This window comes from Brachybacterium sp. GPGPB12 (genome assembly GCF_038396325.1).
GTDB classification, from domain to species: domain Bacteria; phylum Actinomycetota; class Actinomycetes; order Actinomycetales; family Dermabacteraceae; genus Brachybacterium; species Brachybacterium conglomeratum.
Genome location: NZ_CP149573.1, coordinates 3,016,071 through 3,031,994, shown reverse-complemented (window position 1 = coordinate 3,031,994; position 15,924 = coordinate 3,016,071). Strand labels below are relative to the sequence as shown.

Sequence of the window (15,924 nt, the reverse complement as noted above, 5' to 3'; positions counted from 1 at the left end):
GCGGTGGGCGGTCGTCCGGGCCGTCGAGCCGTCGCTGCTGATCGAGGCCGGGCAGGCGTGGGCGGCGTTCCTCGCCGCGGAGCCGCCCGTCGCGGAGGAGCTCACCGAGCGACCGATCACCTGGTGGAACGAGGACGACCAGGTGATGGAGGGCTGGATCGACACGCTGCTGCGCCTGCCCGACGGGCAGGTGGTGCTTGTGGACCACAAGAGCTACCCCGGCGATCATCCGGTCGAGCACGTGCGGGAGAAGTATCTGGGGCAGATGGCGACCTACTCGCAGGCGCTGGCGGCCGCGGGGCTCGCGCCGGCGCGGATCCTGATCCATCTGCCGGCGCGCGGCGAGGTGGTCGAGGTGGAGCTCGGAGCGACCGATGGGGAGCCGGTCGATGCCCACTGAGCTGAGCGCCGAGCGGGCGGTCGACGCGGCGCGGACCCTGCTGGACGAGGCGGCGCGCGGCGGGAGCCGACGGATGCTGGGCATCGCCGGGGCGCCCGGGGCGGGGAAGTCCACCCTCGCCGCGCGGCTCGCCGAGCGGCTCGGTACGCAGGCGGTACTGGTGCCGATGGACGGGTTCCACCTCGCCGACGTCGCCCTCGCGCGCCTGGGGCGGCTCGCGCGGAAGGGCGCGCCGGACACCTTCGACGCCGGCGGCTACGTGGCGCTCGCTGCGCCGCCTGCGCACCGCCCGGCCGCAGGATGCGCCGGTATGGGCGCCGACGTTCGAGCGGGAGCTCGAGCGACCGCTCGCCGGGGCGATCGAGGTGCGGGCCGAGGTGCCGCTGGTGATCACGGAGGGGAACTACCTGTTGCTCGAGGACGGACCGTTCGCGCAGGTCCGGACGATGCTCGATGCCTGCTGGTTCGTCGAGGTGCCGGAGCGGCGCGGCACGAGCGGCTGATCGCCCGGCACGAGCGCTTCGGGAAGTCGCCGCAGGCGGCACATGACTGGGCGCTCGGACCGGACGAGGACAACGCCCGCCTGGTCGCGGGCACCCGCGACCGGGCGGACGTCGTGGTGGGGGTCAGCTGCGGCTGAGCACGCCGCGCACGAACGCGGTGGAGCGCTCGCGCAGGCCCTCGATCTTCTGCTCGCGGTGGTAGGCGAGCAGGGCCGGGTCCTCCGAGCGGAGCTCGAAGGAGCTCGGCTCCCGGCGCACGTTGCGCGAGCGGCGGAAGTCCGCGCAGATCGCGGTGCCGACGGTGTTGCCGCGTCGGCCGGACGCGCCGGCGAGCGGGGCGACGAAGCTCGCCGCGTGCACGCCGTCGACGATGTCCTCGCACCACGCGCACAGCATCTTCTTCGCCGGCGGGTTCTCCGGGCCGCGCAGCGGCGAGACCGCCACCTCCCCGTCGAGCTCGAGGGCGACGTAGTGATGGCGCGGCTTCTTCGCGTCCTGCCAGCCGAAGTAGTCGAGGCGGGAGAAGTCGACCTGGTCGAGGTCGGGGATCATCGCGCGCTTCGCCTCGCCCTTGGAGGCGTTGACGAAGGCGTCGCGGAGCTGGGATTCGGTAAGTGTGTTCATGCGGTGTCCTCGCAGAGGGCACGCCCCCATCGGAGCGTGCAGAAGTCGGGGTGGTCGTCGCGGCGCGCTCGAGGGCGCGCGGGCTCAGACCGAGCAGGCCGCTCGGGCCGCCTCGCTCCCTGCATGCGCGGTGGGCATGCCGACTCCTCTCCGTCCGTGGACGGGTGCCACTCTACGACCCTCGCCGGCCAGGCGCGAAGGGATATCTGTCAGGTCACCGGGCGAGTATCAGGCGCTGATGCGGTCGAGCTCGGCGCGCCCCTCGTCGGACAGCTCGGGGGAGAGCGCTTCGGCGGAGTCGGCGATCGAGGCCTCGCCCGAGGAGCGAGCGATGTCGCCCTTCGTGGCGGTCAGCTCTCGACCTTTCTCAGCGCCGAGCCCTTGTGCGCGGCGATGTGGTCGGTCTTGTCGCTCGCGATCTCGTACTGGGGCTCGTCCTCGCTCGCGCGTCGGCGATGGCCCTTGTAGTCGAAGTCGGCGGTGTGGACCTTCGTGATCGTGCCGGTGACACGGCCGGCCTCGGAGTCCCAGCTGACGTGGTCGCCGACGGCGAACTCGGTGCTCATGATTCCTCCTGTGCTTCGGGTGGATAGATCACGGTGCCGTCCTCGCGGACGATGGGTCGGGCCCCCCAGGCCCCCAGCTCATGCACGGCGGGGGCACTGCCGACGCGCAGATGCACGACCTCCCAGCCGCGCGCGGCCAGGGTGTTCGAGATCAGCGACCGGTGGCGGCGCCAGGGCATCGGCTCTCCGCACATCACCGCCACGTGGTGCTCCGCGGCCAGAGCCTCGAGCTCCTCGATCCCCTGCTCGTACTCGGCGCTCAGGGTGTGGTCGGCGTAGTTGCGGAAACTCGTGTTCTGCCAGCCGGCGTTGAGTCGCGGGTCGACATCGCGCCGCTTCGGGCGGCGCCCGGTGAGCTCGGCAGAGCGCCGGTAGCCGATTCCCGCCCCGCCGAGCCAGCGGGTCATCTCCTCGGCATCGAACTGGGGGTCGCGGCGGGAGCCGGGCGGCTTGCGCACGTCGACCAGCTCGTCGATCTCGACGTTGCGGAGTGTCGCGAGCACGGCGTCCACGGGGCTGGTCCAGTGGCCGAGGGTCCAGATCGTGCCTGTCATCGCGCCTCCTTTCGTCTGCCCTCCATCATGCCTCGGCGCGGATCTCCCCGCCGCCGCCGGTGATCCGGATGCTCAGCCCCGCCCGGGCCGCGGCGACAGGGCGACGGAGAAGAACACGGCCGCCTGCGCGTCGCGGGCGCGGTAGCGGTAGGGGCCCGGGGAGGCGATCCGCGCGGAACCGCCGGCCTCGATCACCTGCGGCCCGTCGGCGTCGTCGATCTCGAGGGCGCCCTCGATGACGTGGTGCATGATCCCGGGCAGGGCGATGCCGGAGCCGCCCTCGTAGCAGTCCTCCCCCACCAGCTTCCACTTCCAGGTCTCGACCGACAGCGCGTCGGTGTCCACGGCGCCCAGCGAGCACCGCCCAGCCGCCGGAGTCGGTGGACCAGATCTCCACGCCGTCGGGAGCGTCGTCGGCGCCGACGCCCATCAGCGCGGCGAAGGTGGTGCCGAGCCCGGCGGCGATGCGGTCGAGGATCGCGACGGAGGGATTCGCCTGGCCGAGCTCGATCTGGGTGAGCATGCGGCGGGAGACCTCGCTGGCCTCGGCGAGCGCGCCGACGGAGAGGTCCAGCTCCTGGCGGGCGGCGCGGATCCGCTCGCCGAGCCGCTCGACCACGGCCGGGCGCATCCCACCGCTCATCGGGGCCTCCTGGTCGCTCGGTCGTTCCGTGCCCGGAAGCCTATCGCCGACCGGGGTGACGGGAACTATATTGCGCATCCTCGGCGTTGCGCACTATGTTGCGCAGTAGCGGCCGGTGCGCCCTGCCGCCCCCTCCCCCCGCGCCGTGAAGGAGGTTCCCCATGACCGCGCCCGTGACCCCCGCGACCGCCCGGCCCGAGGCTCGTCTGCTGCGCTGGTTCGGCTCATACGGGACCTTCGCGGTGCCGCAGGCCGCCGCGCCCATCGCCTTCTCCCTCATCGCCCTGCCGCTGACCGGCGGCGCCTCCGCCGGCGCCGCGATGATGCTCGCGATGACGATCGCGCAGGTCCTCGGCGCGGTCCCGCTCTCCCGGCTCGGCCGACGCTTCGCCCCGGTCCCCTTCGTGCGCGCGCTCATCGGCCTGCGCACGCTCGCGCTGATCGCGATCGCGGTGCTCGCCGGGCTCGGCGCCCCCTTCGCCCTGGTCGTCGCGGGCGCGGCGCTCGCGGGACTCGTCAACGGCGCGGCCTACGGCACGCGCGCGCGGTGCTGAACCACCTCGTGCCCGCCAGCCGCCTTCCCCGCTCCCTCGGCATCGCTGCCACGCTGAACGAGGTCACCTTCGTGGCCTCGCCGGTGATCGCCGCCGCTCTCGGCGGGATCTCCCCGCGACTCGCCGCCTGGGCGATGGTGTCGCTGGGCGCGGCGCCGCTGCTCCTGCGCCGTCGATCCCCTCGGCCACCGCACCGGGCCCCGAGCGCCGCGGCGGCGCGCGCGCCTCAGCCCGATGATCGTGCTGTGGCTGGTGTGCGGCGGAGCGAGCGCCGCCTCGATCGCCGCGATCGAGATCGGTGCGGTCTCCCTCGCGGTCTCCTTCGGCATGCCGGCCGCCTGGGGCGCGCTCTTCCCCGTCGCGATCTGCGTGACCTCGGTCGGCGGCGGCGTGTGGGTGAGCATCCACAACCGGGAGCCGCGCCGCCGCACCGTGCTGGTATGGCTGGGCGTGACCGCGCTCGGCGTCGCGATCGTCGGCTTCGGCCACTCGGTCGCCGCGACCATCGTCGGCGCGCGCTGGTCGGCGCAGTGCTCGCACCGCTGGCGACCTACTACTCCCTGGTGCTGGACCGGCTCGTCGCGCCCGAGCACCGCGCCGAGGTGTTCGCGCCGCTCCGCACCGCGAACGCGCTCGGGATCATCACCTCCTCGGCGCTGATCTCGCTGGTCTCCCTGGAGGCGACCTTCACCGTGGTGATCGCGGTGATGGCCGTGGTGCTGGCGGTGACCGGGGCGGTCTTCACCTCCGGCTGGGTGAAGGCCCGCCGCCGGCGCCTGGCCCGCGATGCCGCCGAGGCGCGGGCGCACGGCGAGGCCGCGGACACGATGGATCAGCAGAAAGGGACCCCCAGCGGCACGCGCTGAGGCTCAGCGCCGCGCCGTGCCGCTGGAGTCCCGATTCTGCAGGCGGAGGGCCGAGTGCCGGTTCAGCCGAGCCCGTGGCCGAGCGGGAAGGCCTCCCCGTCCCGTCGGTCGTGGGGATCGCGACCGGGAGCTTCCCGCGGGCCTTCACCTCGCCCGCGAGCACGCCGGCGAGCGCGCGCAGGGAGGCGTCGGCGTTGCCGTAGGCCGCGAGCGAGGCGGTCACCTCCCCCACGTGCACCACGTCGTAGGGATTGCGCAGCGAGGCGTGCACGACGGGCGTGCCGGTCTCGGCAAGCGCCCGCACCAGGAAGACCTGCGCCGCGGGGGTGGTGAAGCCGGAGGACGAGGTGAGCACGAGGACCGCGTCGACCGCGGCGGCGGCCTCGGCGGCCTGCTCGGGCGTCGCGCCGGCGAGCCCTGTCGCGGCGTGGCCCAGCGAGGTCAGCGCGTCGACCACCACCTCGAGCTTCGCCGCCGTGGCGGAGCCGGTGACCAGCACCGTCGCCCCGTCCGCGAGCGGGAGCGCGCCGTCCTGGGCGGTGATCAGGGTGATCGAGTCCTCGGCGATGCGCTCCGCGGCCGCGAGCGCGCGGGAGGTGCCGATCGCGCCCTCGGCCCGGGCGGCGTCCACGTGCACGTCGTCGAACAGGCCGCGGCGCGCCTTCTGGGCCAGGATGCGCCGCACCGACTGATCCAGCCGCTCCTCGGTGATCTCGCCGCTCGCGACCGCCTCGCGCACCCCGCCGATCGCGACGACGAGGTCCGGAGGCATGAGCATCTGGTCGGCGCCGGCGAGGATCGCCTCGACCGGGACGCGGTCGTCGCCGAACAGGGTGCGCACGCCCTCCATCGCCAGGGGGTCCGTGACGATCACACCCTCGAAGCCGAGCTCCTCGCGCAGCGACCCGGTGAGGATCGGGCGGGAGAGCGTGGCGGGGACGCCGGAGTCGTCGAGGGCGGGCACCACGATGTGCGCGGTCATGATCGAATCGATGCCCTCCTCGATCGCGGCGACGAAGGGCGGGAGGTCGAGGGCGTCGAGCTCCTCGCGGGTGTGGTCGATGACCGGCAGGCCCAGGTGGGAGTCGGTCGCGGTGTCGCCGTGGCCGGGGAAGTGCTTGGCGGCGGCGGAGCAGTCCACGCCCTGCAGGCCCTTGATCTGGGCGGCGGCGAGGCGGGAGACCGCGCGGGGGTCGGCGCCGAGGGAGCGCACCCCGATCACGGGGTTCTGCGCCTCGACGTTGACGTCGACCACCGGGGAGAAGGCCTGGTGGAGGCCGGCGGCGCGCATCTCGGCGCCGACGATCTCCCCCGCCTTGCGGGCATGGGCGCGGGAGCCGGTCGCCCCGAGCGCCATCTGCCCCGGCGGCGGGGTCGCGGGGGCCGGCAGGCGGTAGACGACGCCGCGCTCCTCGTCGGCGCTGATGATCAGCGGGATCCCGCCGCTCTCGAGCGCCGCGTCCTGCGCGTCGTTGGAGAGCGTCGCGACCTGCTCGATGCTCTGGAGGTTCTCGCTCCACACGAAGTAGATCAGCCCGCCCACGTGGAGGGTGCGAACGATCTCCGCGATCGTGTCCACGCCGGTGGTGGAGGTGTTCGAGGGGTGGACCTGGTCGGCGCGGGAGCCGTAGCCGACGGCGACGAAGAGCTGGCCGATCTTCTGCTCGACGCTCATGCCGGCGAGGATCTCCTCGATCCGGTCGGCGTGGCCCTTCGAGGGCGCGGCCTGGGCGGCGACGGGCAGGGCGACGGCGGCACCGGTGCCGGCGAGGGCCGCGGTGAAGGCGCGGCGGGAGAGGGATGACATGGGGATCTCCTGGAGTTCTCGGGACGTCGGCGTGCTCAGTACAGGCGGTAGCGCTTGGTGGTGACCTCGAAGCGCCTCGCCTCGCGGCGCCAGGCCGCGACGATCGCCTCGGGGGATTCGCCGTCCTCGAGCATCTGACGGGTGCGCTTGGTGCCGGTGAGCTTGTCGATCCAGCACACGTCGTCCTCGCTGCGGCAGTCATCGCCCTCGCGCCAGTCGACCTCCTCCACCGTGCGCAGCGGCGCGGCGATCACGTGGATGCCGGTGCGGACGGGCTCGTAGGCGGCGGCATCGGTGACGTGCAGCCTGCAGGCCGCCGCAGAAGACGCCCGCGTGCTTGGAGGTGGTGGGGGTGGCGAACATCGGCCGGTAGAGCACGCCCGGAAGCTCCGCGGCGCGGAGGGTCTCGAGGAGCTGATCGACGTGCTCCTCGGTGATGAAGGGGGCGCCGAACCAGAGGAAGGGTGTGGTGGTGCCGCGGCCCTCGGAGATGTTCAGCGACTCGATGAGGCCGGTGCCGGCGTAGACCACGGCGGTGTCCGGGGTGGGGATGTTCGGGGACGGTAGCACCCAGGGCGGCTCCTGGACGGGCGGCTCCTCGGGGTCGTAGCCGCTCATCTCGACCACCTCGAGGGTGACCTCGCCGTTCAGGAACTCGCCGTTGAACAGGCGGGCGAGCTCCCCGACGGTGAGGCCGTGGGTCTGGGGGATCTCGCGCGCCCCACGAAGGAGGACAGCTCCGGCTCGAGCACGAAGCCCTCGATGTCGGTGCCCAGCGGGTTCGGACGGTCCAGCACCACGAACCGCTTGCCGTTCTCGCCCGCGGCCTGCATCGCGTAGTAGAGGGTCCAGATGTAGGTGTAGAAGCGGGCGCCGATGTCCTGGATGTCGAAGACGAGCACGTCGACGTCGGCGAGCATCTCCGGGGTGGGCTTCTGCGTCTCGCCATACAGGGAGCGGACCGGCAGGCCGGTCTTCTCGTCGATGTAGTCGCCGACGGCGCCTCCGGCGGGCTCCGCCCCGCGCACCCCGTGCTCGGGTCCGAACAGGGCGGTCATGGTGAACCCGCCCGTCCCCTGCGCCTCGACCAGGAGGTCGATCGTGGAGCGCGCTCGCGGTCGGCACCGGTGGGATTGGTGATCAGTCCGACGCGCTGGTCGTGCATTGTCTCGAGCGCGGCGGGCTCGAGGAGGTTCTCGACGCCGAGGCGGAAGTCCCCGTCGGCCCTCTTCTTCCCGCGGGCGGGGGCGGCCTGGGCGGAGGCCGCGCCGGCGAGGACGGCGCCGGCGGGAAGGGCGCCGAGGGAGGCGAGCACGCGGCGTCGTCCCGGTCGGGCCGGCTGTGCAGCGGGATGGGGCGAGGGTGCAGGGTTCACGGGGGACCTCCGTCGTCGTCGTCGGATCGTGGCGCACGGGCGCGATGAACCACGCTACCGGGGCGTGGTGCGGGTCACAACCGATTCCGGAGGGATGGCGTCGGCAGAAACGGGACTTCGGCGGCCCCTTCCGCAGATCGGGGTCGGCGGGGCGGCCGGGGCGGGAAGTCAGGCGGCGCGGAGCCCCGTGGCGAGGTCGAGGAGGTGGTCGAGCACGCCCTCGCCGCTCGCGCGCAGGCCGTTGTGCTCGTACTCGCTGGTGACCCAGGTGCGCACACCGGGCAGCGAGCGCGGCGGTGGCCATCGAGTGCTCGCGCGGGACGTAGGCGTCGTCGTAGTAGACGGCGGCGGCGCCGGGCACCTCGGCGGCGCGAAGAGCCTGCTCGTCGTAGAGGCGGGGCCATTCGTGCTCGGCGAGCAGGTCCGCGGCCTCGGCCCACACGGCGAGCTCGGGGTCCTCGGCGAACAGGTCGCGGTGGATGTGCTCGCCGGCCAGGAGCGTCGGGTCCTCCGCGACCGCGGCGGGCATGGTGCGGTCCGCGGCCCAGCGGGTGGCGATCCCGTCGGCCCAGCGGCTCTCGTGGATCACGGCGTACAGCGGGTTCCGGCCGGAGAAGGGCAGGGCCGCGGCGAGGTCGTGGGCGAAGGCCGGCGAGGCGGGGTCGAGGTCCAGCAGGAGGTGGAGGCGCTCGGCGCCCTGGGAGGCCCCGAGCAGGTGGCCGAGGCGGCGCAGGGACTCGACGCCGATGCGCCTCCCACCCGGGGCGCGCGGCCGGCCCGCGGCGGCCTCGTCGGCCAGGCGGCGGAAGCGGTCGCGGTCGCCGGGGAAGCGGGCCCAGTACTTCTCGGAGCGGGCGATCATGCCCTCCCACGTCGTGGCATAGACCTGGTCCATGTGAGGGCCGACGGTGGGGAGCCCGCCCGTGAACAGGGCCTTCTCGACGTTGCCCGCGGCGGCGGAGAGATAGCGCAGGGTGGTGAACCCGCCGAAGGACTGCCCCAGCAGCGACCAGCGCGGAATTCCGAGCGCCTCGCGCAACAGCTCGGCGTCCGCCACGATCGCGTCGGCGCGGAAGTGCGTCAGGTAGCGGGCCTGCTGGTCGGGGCTCGCTTCGCGCGCGTGCGGGCGCCCGAGATCGCTCCCTCGGGCGCTGCGGGGCGTCGGGGCCGACGGGGGTGGAGCGGCCGGTGCCGCGCTGGTCGAGCATGAGCACGCGGTGCTCGCGCAGGGCGCGGGGCGCCCAGGGCGGGGAGGCGGGGTCCAGGGGCCGCGGCGCCTCGGAGCCGGGCCCGCCCTGGAGGTAGACGAGGACGGGGAGGTCCTCGCCGCCGGGCCGGGCGACGAGGCGGGCGAAGAGCTCGATCCGGGGCCCGGCGGGGTCGGCGTGGTCCAGCGGGACGGGGAGGGTGAGGTCGGCGAGCGCGAGGCCGGGCAGGGTCCAGTCGGTGCGTGCGGGGAGGGCGGTCTCAGCGGTCATCGGGTCTCCTGGGGGTCTCGTCGTCGCGGGTGGTGGTGCCGGGGAAGTACTCCCAGTCGAAGCGGTGCAGGCGGCCGGGGCGGTCGCCGCGCTCGACGGCGCGGTCCACGACCACCCCGGACAGGCGTGCGAAGACGTCGTCGACGCCGTAGTAGCTGATCGGGCCGAGCGGCTCGGCCTCGGCGGGGATGTCGCCGATGGCGATGATCTCGAGCTCCTCCGGGACCTCCACCCCGGCCCGCGCCGCGGCGAGGCGGAGGGCGACGGCCTGGTAGCCGGTGCAGCAGAGGACCGCGGAGGGGCGGTCCGGGCCGTTCAGCCAGTCCAGGGCGATCTCGAAGGTGCCGCGGGTGCCCTCGGGGGTCAGGCGCATGCGGCCGCTCGGCCGGACCGTCGTCGTGGACGGCGACGGCGTCGACGAAGGCGGCGGTGCGGGGCATGCTGAGCGCGCCGCCGGGTCGGGAGCGCAGATCGGGGGCGAGGAGGTGGACGCGGTCGTGGCGGGCGCGGAGGCGGGCATAGGCGTGGTGCACGGCGGGGACGGGGCTGGAGCTGACCACGTCGAAGCGCTCGGGCTCCATCTGCGCGCTGAAGGCGACGAGGCCGCTGCGGGTGCGGTCGGAAAGGTCGCGCACGCGGCGCGGGCCGTCCTGCTCGAGGTCGATCGCGGTGAGCGGCGCGGCGTCGGCGTCGGCGCCGAGGAGATGCTCGTACCAGCGCGGGTCGGTGAGGACCAGGGTGGACAGGCCCGTGCAGAGCGCGTCCTGTCGCACCTGGCTGGTGAGCTGGACGCCCCATGGATCACCCAGGTCGCCGAGCGCCAGGACGACACCCCCGCCCCGGCTCGCGGCGGCCGGGGGCGCGATGCTGTCGTCGTTCGCTGCGACCACCGGGATGCACCTCCGCACCAAACGAGCATTGCGGCCGAAATGACCACGAAGTAGGAGAGTACACGCTGGTCACGGCGATGTCGCGTCCTTCGTCGCAGAACTCTTGCGCACGGTCAGGCGATGGCTCCCCCGCTCAGCCAGCCGATCGCAGGACCTGCGGTGTTCAGCGAAGAGGATCACGCCGATGATCCCCACCGTCCAGGAGAAGGCGCCGCTCGCGTGGCGCACCGCCCCGTCGTGGACCCGCTCGAGGAATCGGTCGCCGCGCTCCCCCAGCGGCACCCGCGCCGCGCACAGCAGGAGGGCCGGCAGGATCATCACCGCGCAGTAGCCGACGAGCACGAGCGCCCCGCGGGTCAGGCCGATGCCCATGTCCGCGATGATCCCGAGCGCGGCGAGATAGGGGATCATCGAGGCCGCCTCGATCAGGCCCGCGCCGAGGGCGAGCGTGATCAGCGCGGAGGGCCGTCCCGAGGCGCGGCGGGCGCGGGCGGTCCATCGCCGCGCGGACGCCTCCGGGTCCCCGCCGCGCTTGACGATGGCCTTCGGGTCGAGGCGGAAGGACCACCACAGCAGGGCCGCCCCGGCGGCGGCGAGCGACACCATGGTCTGCGGGGCCGCGAGCAGGTGGCCGAGGCGCTCCATGAGCGGGAGCAGGCCGGCGAGCGGCGCCACGCCGAGCAGCAGGTAGAACACCCCGATCACCGCGAGGTACAGCGGCGTGCGCCCGGCGACGCGGCGGGCCCCGCCCTCCCCCACCACGAGCAGGATGAGGGGGATGACGAGGGTGCCCATCGAGGTCGAGTCGACGAGGGCGAGCACCATGAGCCCGAGCGGGCCGGCGAGGGAGGCGAGCTGGTCCATGGCTCCATCGTGCGCGGCGGGCGCGCGCCGGTCCTCCTCCCTTGGGACGAGACCCGGCGGAGGCCCGAGGCCGGGCGGGCGCGGCCGCGTAGGCTCGCATCATGCCCGCCGACGTCCGTGCCGACGCCTCCGCCGCCCCCGACACCGCCGCCGTCGGCGCGCCACGGGTCACGGGGCGCGACCTGCTGACCGCGGGGATCTATGCGGCGCTCGTCGTCGGGCTGGCCCTCTCCGGGATCTCGGGCTCGGGGTTCCTCGGCGAGGGCCGACAGTGGTCTCGAGGGGTCTCGGTCGTGCTCGCTGCTGGCGGCGTGCGCGAGCCTGTGCTGGCGACGCGGCCGCCCGCTGGTGCCCTTCGTCGTCGCCGGGCCGCTCGCGACCGCGGAGATCATCGGCGGCGGGCAGATCTCCGCCTACTTCCTGCTGTTCGAGGCGCTGTTCGTGCCCGTCATGCACGGCACTCGGCGCGTGGCGCGCACCTGCACCGCGATCTCGATCGCCGCCGCGCGGCCGCGATGCTCGCGGCGGCGCTCGGCGGCCTGCCGGGACCGGCGGTGTTCCTCGTGGCGATGATCGCCGGGCTGATGGCGAGCACGCCGCTGCTGTGGGGCTGGGAGGTGCGCCACCACCGGGAGGCGCGCGGCGCCGCCGAGCGGCTGGCGGGCCTCGAGCACGATCTCGCCGAGAGCCGAGCCGCGCAGGCCGTCGAGGCGGAGCGGCGCTCGATCGCCCACGACCTGCACGATGTCATCGCCGGCCATCTGAGCGCCGTCGCCCTCCACTCCTCCCTCGCCGCCTCGCTCGAGGACCGCGAGGCGAGGGAGGGTTCCCTGGCCGCCTCCCGCTCCTCCGCCCAGGCCGCGCCGCGGGATCTGCGCTCGATGATCGGGGTGCTCGCCGACGAGGGCACCGGCACCCTGCCGAGCGCCACCCTGGACTGGCCCTCCCTCGCCGCACGGTCGCGGGGCGCGGGACCCGTCGGCCCGGGTCGAGATCGCGCCCGCGCTCGCCGATCCCGCCCGGGTGGGGCCCGCGGTGCAGGCCGCGGCGCCGCGGATCGGGGCGGAGGCGGTGACCAATGCGGTGCGGCACGGCCGGGCGCCGATCCGGCTCACGGCGGGGATCCAGGAGGGCGCGGTGCGGATCGAGCTGGTCAACGGCCGCGACGGTGCGGAGCCGCTGGGGGCCGGGATGGGTCGTGCGGCCCTCGCGCACCGGGCGCTCGCGGTCGGCGGGACGGCGAGCTCGGGCCCGGTCCCGGACGCGGACGGGTCCCCGGGATGGCGGGTGGAGGCGGTGCGCCGCTCGACGCATCGGGCGACCCGCCGGCCGAACCGCCCCTGACCGGCACGACTCTCACCGCCACGGAGGCCTCGCCGCGATGACCGATCCGTCCCCCTCCCCTGCGGCGCCCGACCGCCCCTCCTCCGCTCCGATCCGGGTAGTCGTCGCCGAGGACCATCCCGGCGTGCGCTCGGGGCTCGTCGTCGCTGCTGGGCTCCGCCCCGGACATCACCGTGCTCGCCGAAGCGGCGGACGGGCCCGCCGCCCTCGAGGCCGCCCGCGCCCACCGCCCCGACGTGGTGCTCACCGACGTGCGGATGCCCGGGGCGACCGGCATCGAGATCACCCCGCGGCCGCGGGAGACCGGGGCGAGCGTGCTGGTGATCTCCGGCTTCGACCTCGACGAGTTCGTGCTCGGCGCGCTCGCGGCGGGGGCCGACGGCTATCTCGTGAAGTCCGAGGACCCGCGGCGGATCCTCGCCGCGGTGCGGGACGTGCACCGCGGCGACGCGGTGCTCTCGGCGGCCGCGACCCGCACCGTGCTCGCGGCGCCGCGGGGCCGGGAGGGCGGCGCGCCCGACGAGGCCCCGCCCGCCTCCCCGCCGTCCACCACCCCGGAGCCCGCGCTCACCGGGCGGGAGGAGGACGTGCTGGCGCTGGTCGCGCAGGGGCTGACGAACCAGCAGATCGCCCGCGAGCTGTTCGTCGAGATCACGACCGTGAAGTCCCATCTCTCCCATGCGCTGATGAAGCTGGGCCAGGACTCCCGCGTGCAGGCGGCGCTGTGGTGGCAGCAAGCACCGAGGCTCCTGATCGTCCCTGCCCAGCCGCCCCTCTGTCCCTGATATCACGGTGACGAGAAGCAGGGTCGCATGGGACGATCTGTGCGGGCCCGGACCTCGTCCGCCGCCCCTCCGACGGGTGGCCTTCCGGTCCCGACCCGCCGGACCGCACTCGACGAAAGCGCGCCAGCCATGCACGCCCCCTCCCCCACCCCGACCGGTGAGTCGCCCGCCGTGGACGCCGGCCCCTCGACCTCCGCCCCCGAGCCCACCGCGACGACCCGGGTCACGCCGATCATCGCCGTGCTCGTGGTCTCCGCCTTCGTCATGATCCTCAACGAGACGCCGCTCTCGGTCGCGCCGCCGGTGCTGATGGAGGACCTGTCGATCACGGCCGTGACCGCGCAGTGGCTCTCCACCGGCTTCATGCTCACCATGGCCGTGGTCATCCCGACCACCGGATTCCTCATGACGCGCCTGTCGGTGCGCACGGTGTTCCTCCTGGCGATGGCGCTGTTCCTCGCCGGGACGGCGCTGGCCGTCATCGCGCCGAGCTTCCCCGTGCCGCTCGGGGCGCGCGTGATCCAGGCGGCGGGCACCGCGATGGTGCCGCCGCTGCTGATGACCAGCGTCCTCGCGCTCGTCCCGCTGCGCTCCCGCGGCCTGGTGATGGGTCTGGTGGGCGTGGTGATCTCGGCGGCGCCCGCGCTCGGGCCGACGATCTCCGGCGCCATCCTCGCCCGCGGCTCCTGGCATTACCTGTTCGTGATGATGCTTGCCGATCATCGTGGTCGCGCTGGTGATCGGGTCGCTGTTCATGCGCAACTACACCGAGCCGCGCGCGGTGCGCCTGGACGTGCTCTCCGTGGTGCTCTCCGCGATCGGCTTCGGCGGCGTGATCTATGCCCTCGCCTCGATCAGCGCGATCGTCGACGGGCATGCGCGCCTGGTGCCGCCGCTCGCCGCCGCCGCGGGCCTGCTCGCCCTCGCGGTGTTCGCCGCGAGGCAGGTGCGGATGCGCGCGCGGGGCCAGGAGCCGCTGCTGGACCTGCGCCCGCTGACCGTGCGCACCTACCTCGTCTCCCTGCTGGTGATCCTGCTGTGCTTCGCCACGATGCTCGGCACCGTCGTGGCGCCGCCGCTGTACATGACCGGGGCGCTCGGCATGTCGACCCTCGCCGTGGGGCTGACGATGCGCCCGGCGCGGCGGCCTCGGGGTCGCTCGGGCCGCTGGTCGGCGCGCTCTACGACCGGGTCGGCCCGCCGCCGCTGGTGCCGCCCGGTGCGGCGCTGATGGCGCTGGTGAGCTGGGCGTCGATGCTGCTGCTGGACGGCGACGCCACCCAGGGTCTGGTCATCGCGCTGAACGTGCCGCTCGGGATCGGCATGTCGATGGTGATGACGCCGCTGATGGCGCTGTCCCTCGGTGCGGCCGCCGAAGGAGCTGTACGGCCACGGGTCCGCGATCCTCAACACCCTGCAGCGGCTCGCCGGGGCGCTCGGCACCGCGGTGTTCATCGCGCCGCTGACCCTCGGCGCTGCGGTCGCGGCGGAGTCCGGGGCGGGCGCCGAGCTCGCCCAGGCCTCGGGCGCGACCTGGGCCTTCGTCGCCGGCGGCGTGATGTGCTCGATCGCGGCGCCGCTCGCGACGACGCCGCGCCGGCCGCAGGCCGCCTGACCGCTCAGGCGTCGTCGGCCGTGGTGGTGCCGGGGAAGAAGCGCCAGTCGAAGACGTGCTTGGTCCCGGACCGGTCGGTGCGGTCCACCGCCCGGTCCACCAGGATCCCGGCCAACCGCGAGAAGACGTCCTCGACGCCGTAGACGCTGATCGGGCCGAAGAACTCCGAGCTGGCGGGGATGTCTCCGATCGCGACGAACTCGAGGTCGTCCGGGACCGACAGGCCTGCCCGCTCGGCCGCGAGCTCGCAGCGCCACCGCCTGGTAGCCGGTGAAGCAGACGACCGCACCGGGCCGGTCCGGGCCCGCGAGCCAGTCGAGCGCCGCACGGTAGGTGTCGTGGCTGCCCTCGGGCACGACGTGCACGAGCGCCTCGGCGTCGTCGCCGTGGGCGCGGACCGCCTCGAGGAAGGCACGGGTGCGCTGATGGGCGAGGACGCCGCCGGGCCGGTCGACCTCCGGGGCGAGCAGGTGCACCCGCTCGTGCCGTGAGCGCGGCCGCTGGTAGGCGCGCCGATGGCCGGCGACGGCGAGGAGGAGACGACGTCGAAGCCCTCGGGCTCCATCTGCGCGCTGAAGGCCACCAGCCCCGTCTGGGTCGAGCGGGCCAGGCGCCGCATCTGCTCTGGCCCCTCGGGCACGAAGTCGATGCTGGTGACGAGGGCGGCGTCGGCGGAAGCGCCGAGGAGGTACTCGTACCAGCGCTCGTCGGCGAGGACCAGGGTGGACAGCTCGTGCGCCAGGGCCCGGTCGCGGACCCGGGTGGCGAGCCGCACGCCCCAGGGGTCCTCGAGCGTGCCCAGCGCCAGCACGATCCCGCCGCCGCGGCCGGTGCGCATGGCCTGCGCGTGACGGTTGGGGACGTAGCCGAGCCGCTCCGCGGCGGCGCGCACCTTCGCCTTCGTCTCGGCGGAGCCCGCCGAGCGCAGGCCCCCGCGGCCCGAGAGCACGAAGGACGCGGTCGCGATCGAGACGCCGGCCTCGCGGGCGACGTCCGCGAGGGTCACAGGGCCGCGCGGCGGCCGGCCGCCGTCGTCACTGGTCATGCGGCGGTCCT

Annotated in this window: 15 protein-coding genes and 3 pseudogenes; 7 read left to right on the top strand and 11 right to left on the bottom strand. The window is 74.4% G+C overall.

Annotated features, from left to right (window positions below; all coding sequences use genetic code 11):
- Positions 1 to 34: 34 nt before the first annotated feature.
- Positions 35 to 400: a PD-(D/E)XK nuclease family protein gene (locus tag WKH84_RS17705; RefSeq protein WP_341856950.1), complete on the top strand. Its 366-nt coding sequence runs from the start codon at positions 35 to 37 to the stop codon at positions 398 to 400.
- A pseudogene (locus tag WKH84_RS17700) lies at positions 390 to 1,040 on the top strand (nucleoside/nucleotide kinase family protein). The gene WKH84_RS17705 and the pseudogene WKH84_RS17700 overlap by 11 nt, the downstream one beginning before the upstream one ends.
- Here WKH84_RS17700 and WKH84_RS17695 read toward each other — a convergent pair.
- The 4 genes from WKH84_RS17695 to WKH84_RS17680 form a co-directional block, all read right to left on the bottom strand.
- Positions 1,027 to 1,527: an FBP domain-containing protein gene (locus tag WKH84_RS17695; RefSeq protein ID WP_341854605.1), complete on the bottom strand. Its 501-nt coding sequence runs from the start codon at positions 1,525 to 1,527 to the stop codon at positions 1,027 to 1,029. The pseudogene WKH84_RS17700 and the gene WKH84_RS17695 sit on opposite strands and share 14 nt — an antisense overlap.
- A gap of 350 nt (positions 1,528 to 1,877) precedes the next feature.
- Entirely contained in the window at positions 1,878 to 2,093 is a 216-nt protein-coding gene (locus WKH84_RS17690) for a DUF2945 domain-containing protein (protein WP_341854604.1), read from the bottom strand.
- Positions 2,090 to 2,647 (bottom strand): DUF488 domain-containing protein, encoded by a 558-nt coding sequence (locus WKH84_RS17685; RefSeq protein ID WP_341854603.1) that lies wholly within the window; start codon positions 2,645 to 2,647, stop codon positions 2,090 to 2,092. Before WKH84_RS17685 ends, WKH84_RS17690 begins: the two co-directional genes overlap by 4 nt.
- 25 nt (positions 2,648 to 2,672) lie before the next feature.
- On the bottom strand, positions 2,673 to 3,290 hold the full coding sequence (locus WKH84_RS17680; RefSeq protein WP_341854602.1) for a helix-turn-helix transcriptional regulator: 618 nt from the start codon (positions 3,288 to 3,290) through the stop codon (positions 2,673 to 2,675).
- A 161-nt stretch (positions 3,291 to 3,451) separates the two neighbouring features.
- Here WKH84_RS17680 and WKH84_RS17675 point away from each other — a divergent pair, with 161 nt between their 5' ends.
- Positions 3,452 to 3,844 (top strand): hypothetical protein, encoded by a 393-nt coding sequence (locus WKH84_RS17675; protein ID WP_341854601.1) that lies wholly within the window; start codon positions 3,452 to 3,454, stop codon positions 3,842 to 3,844.
- Between the two features lie 741 nt (positions 3,845 to 4,585).
- On the opposite strand, the gene WKH84_RS17670 is transcribed toward WKH84_RS17675, so the two are convergent.
- From WKH84_RS17670 to WKH84_RS17650, 5 genes and pseudogenes are all read right to left on the bottom strand, one after another.
- Positions 4,586 to 6,517 (bottom strand): glycoside hydrolase family 3 N-terminal domain-containing protein, encoded by a 1,932-nt coding sequence (locus tag WKH84_RS17670; protein WP_341854600.1) that lies wholly within the window; start codon positions 6,515 to 6,517, stop codon positions 4,586 to 4,588.
- A gap of 35 nt (positions 6,518 to 6,552) precedes the next feature.
- Complete coding sequence (locus WKH84_RS17665; RefSeq protein ID WP_341856949.1) at positions 6,553 to 6,822, bottom strand: hypothetical protein; 270 nt, start codon at positions 6,820 to 6,822, stop codon at positions 6,553 to 6,555.
- Positions 6,716 to 7,135: a hypothetical protein gene (locus WKH84_RS17660; RefSeq protein WP_341856948.1), complete on the bottom strand. Its 420-nt coding sequence runs from the start codon at positions 7,133 to 7,135 to the stop codon at positions 6,716 to 6,718. The genes WKH84_RS17665 and WKH84_RS17660 overlap by 107 nt, the downstream gene beginning before the upstream one ends.
- Positions 7,118 to 8,949 (bottom strand): annotated as a pseudogene (locus WKH84_RS17655) (exo-beta-N-acetylmuramidase NamZ domain-containing protein); the annotation flags it as partial. The pseudogene WKH84_RS17655 and the gene WKH84_RS17660, both read right to left, overlap by 18 nt.
- Positions 8,950 to 9,359: 410 nt before the next feature.
- Complete coding sequence (locus WKH84_RS17650) at positions 9,360 to 9,743, bottom strand: substrate-binding domain-containing protein (protein ID WP_341854599.1); 384 nt, start codon at positions 9,741 to 9,743, stop codon at positions 9,360 to 9,362.
- On the opposite strand from WKH84_RS17650, the gene WKH84_RS17645 reads away from it, so the two are divergent.
- Positions 9,742 to 10,314, top strand: coding sequence for a hypothetical protein (locus WKH84_RS17645; protein ID WP_341854598.1), 573 nt, complete (start codon positions 9,742 to 9,744; stop codon positions 10,312 to 10,314). The two genes, WKH84_RS17650 and WKH84_RS17645, sit on opposite strands and share 2 nt — an antisense overlap.
- A 15-nt stretch (positions 10,315 to 10,329) precedes the next feature.
- Here the strand turns inward: WKH84_RS17645 and WKH84_RS17640 are convergent, their stop codons facing one another.
- Positions 10,330 to 11,124 carry a GAP family protein gene (locus tag WKH84_RS17640; RefSeq protein WP_341854597.1) on the bottom strand — a complete coding sequence of 265 codons (795 nt, stop codon included), beginning with the start codon at positions 11,122 to 11,124 and terminating at the stop codon, positions 10,330 to 10,332.
- Between the two features lie 101 nt (positions 11,125 to 11,225).
- On the opposite strand from WKH84_RS17640, the gene WKH84_RS17635 reads away from it, so the two are divergent.
- The 3 genes and pseudogenes from WKH84_RS17635 to WKH84_RS17625 all read left to right on the top strand — a co-directional run.
- On the top strand, positions 11,226 to 12,509 hold the full coding sequence (locus WKH84_RS17635) for a histidine kinase (protein WP_341854596.1): 1,284 nt from the start codon (positions 11,226 to 11,228) through the stop codon (positions 12,507 to 12,509).
- A gap of 132 nt (positions 12,510 to 12,641) precedes the next feature.
- Positions 12,642 to 13,253, top strand: a complete 612-nt coding sequence (locus WKH84_RS17630; protein ID WP_341854595.1) for a response regulator transcription factor — start codon at positions 12,642 to 12,644, stop codon at positions 13,251 to 13,253.
- A 27-nt stretch (positions 13,254 to 13,280) separates the two neighbouring features.
- Positions 13,281 to 13,907, top strand: a pseudogene (locus WKH84_RS17625) (MFS transporter); the annotation flags it as partial.
- Between the two features lie 965 nt (positions 13,908 to 14,872).
- Here the strand turns inward: WKH84_RS17625 and WKH84_RS17620 are convergent.
- Positions 14,873 to 15,913 carry a LacI family DNA-binding transcriptional regulator gene (locus tag WKH84_RS17620; RefSeq protein WP_341854594.1) on the bottom strand — a complete coding sequence of 347 codons (1,041 nt, stop codon included), beginning with the start codon at positions 15,911 to 15,913 and terminating at the stop codon, positions 14,873 to 14,875.
- Positions 15,914 to 15,924: the final 11 nt, after the last annotated feature.

Excerpts from the sequence above, each read along its gene's own strand:
- WKH84_RS17695 (WP_341854605.1), bottom strand. The coding sequence starts at position 1,527 with ATGAACACACTTACCGAATCCCAGCTCCGCGACGCCTTCGTCAACGCC.
- WKH84_RS17690 (WP_341854604.1), bottom strand. The coding sequence starts at position 2,093 with ATGAGCACCGAGTTCGCCGTCGGCGACCACGTCAGCTGGGACTCCGAG.
- WKH84_RS17685 (WP_341854603.1), bottom strand. The coding sequence starts at position 2,647 with ATGACAGGCACGATCTGGACCCTCGGCCACTGGACCAGCCCCGTGGAC.
- WKH84_RS17680 (WP_341854602.1), bottom strand. The coding sequence starts at position 3,290 with ATGAGCGGTGGGATGCGCCCGGCCGTGGTCGAGCGGCTCGGCGAGCGG.
- WKH84_RS17675 (WP_341854601.1), top strand. The coding sequence starts at position 3,452 with ATGACCGCGCCCGTGACCCCCGCGACCGCCCGGCCCGAGGCTCGTCTG.
- WKH84_RS17670 (WP_341854600.1), bottom strand. The coding sequence starts at position 6,517 with ATGTCATCCCTCTCCCGCCGCGCCTTCACCGCGGCCCTCGCCGGCACC.
- WKH84_RS17660 (WP_341856948.1), bottom strand. The coding sequence starts at position 7,135 with ATGAGCGGCTACGACCCCGAGGAGCCGCCCGTCCAGGAGCCGCCCTGG.
- WKH84_RS17645 (WP_341854598.1), top strand. The coding sequence starts at position 9,742 with ATGCGGCCGCTCGGCCGGACCGTCGTCGTGGACGGCGACGGCGTCGAC.
- WKH84_RS17650 (WP_341854599.1), bottom strand. The coding sequence starts at position 9,743 with ATGCGCCTGACCCCCGAGGGCACCCGCGGCACCTTCGAGATCGCCCTG.
- WKH84_RS17640 (WP_341854597.1), bottom strand. The coding sequence starts at position 11,124 with ATGGACCAGCTCGCCTCCCTCGCCGGCCCGCTCGGGCTCATGGTGCTC.
- WKH84_RS17635 (WP_341854596.1), top strand. The coding sequence starts at position 11,226 with ATGCCCGCCGACGTCCGTGCCGACGCCTCCGCCGCCCCCGACACCGCC.
- WKH84_RS17620 (WP_341854594.1), bottom strand. The coding sequence starts at position 15,913 with ATGACCAGTGACGACGGCGGCCGGCCGCCGCGCGGCCCTGTGACCCTC.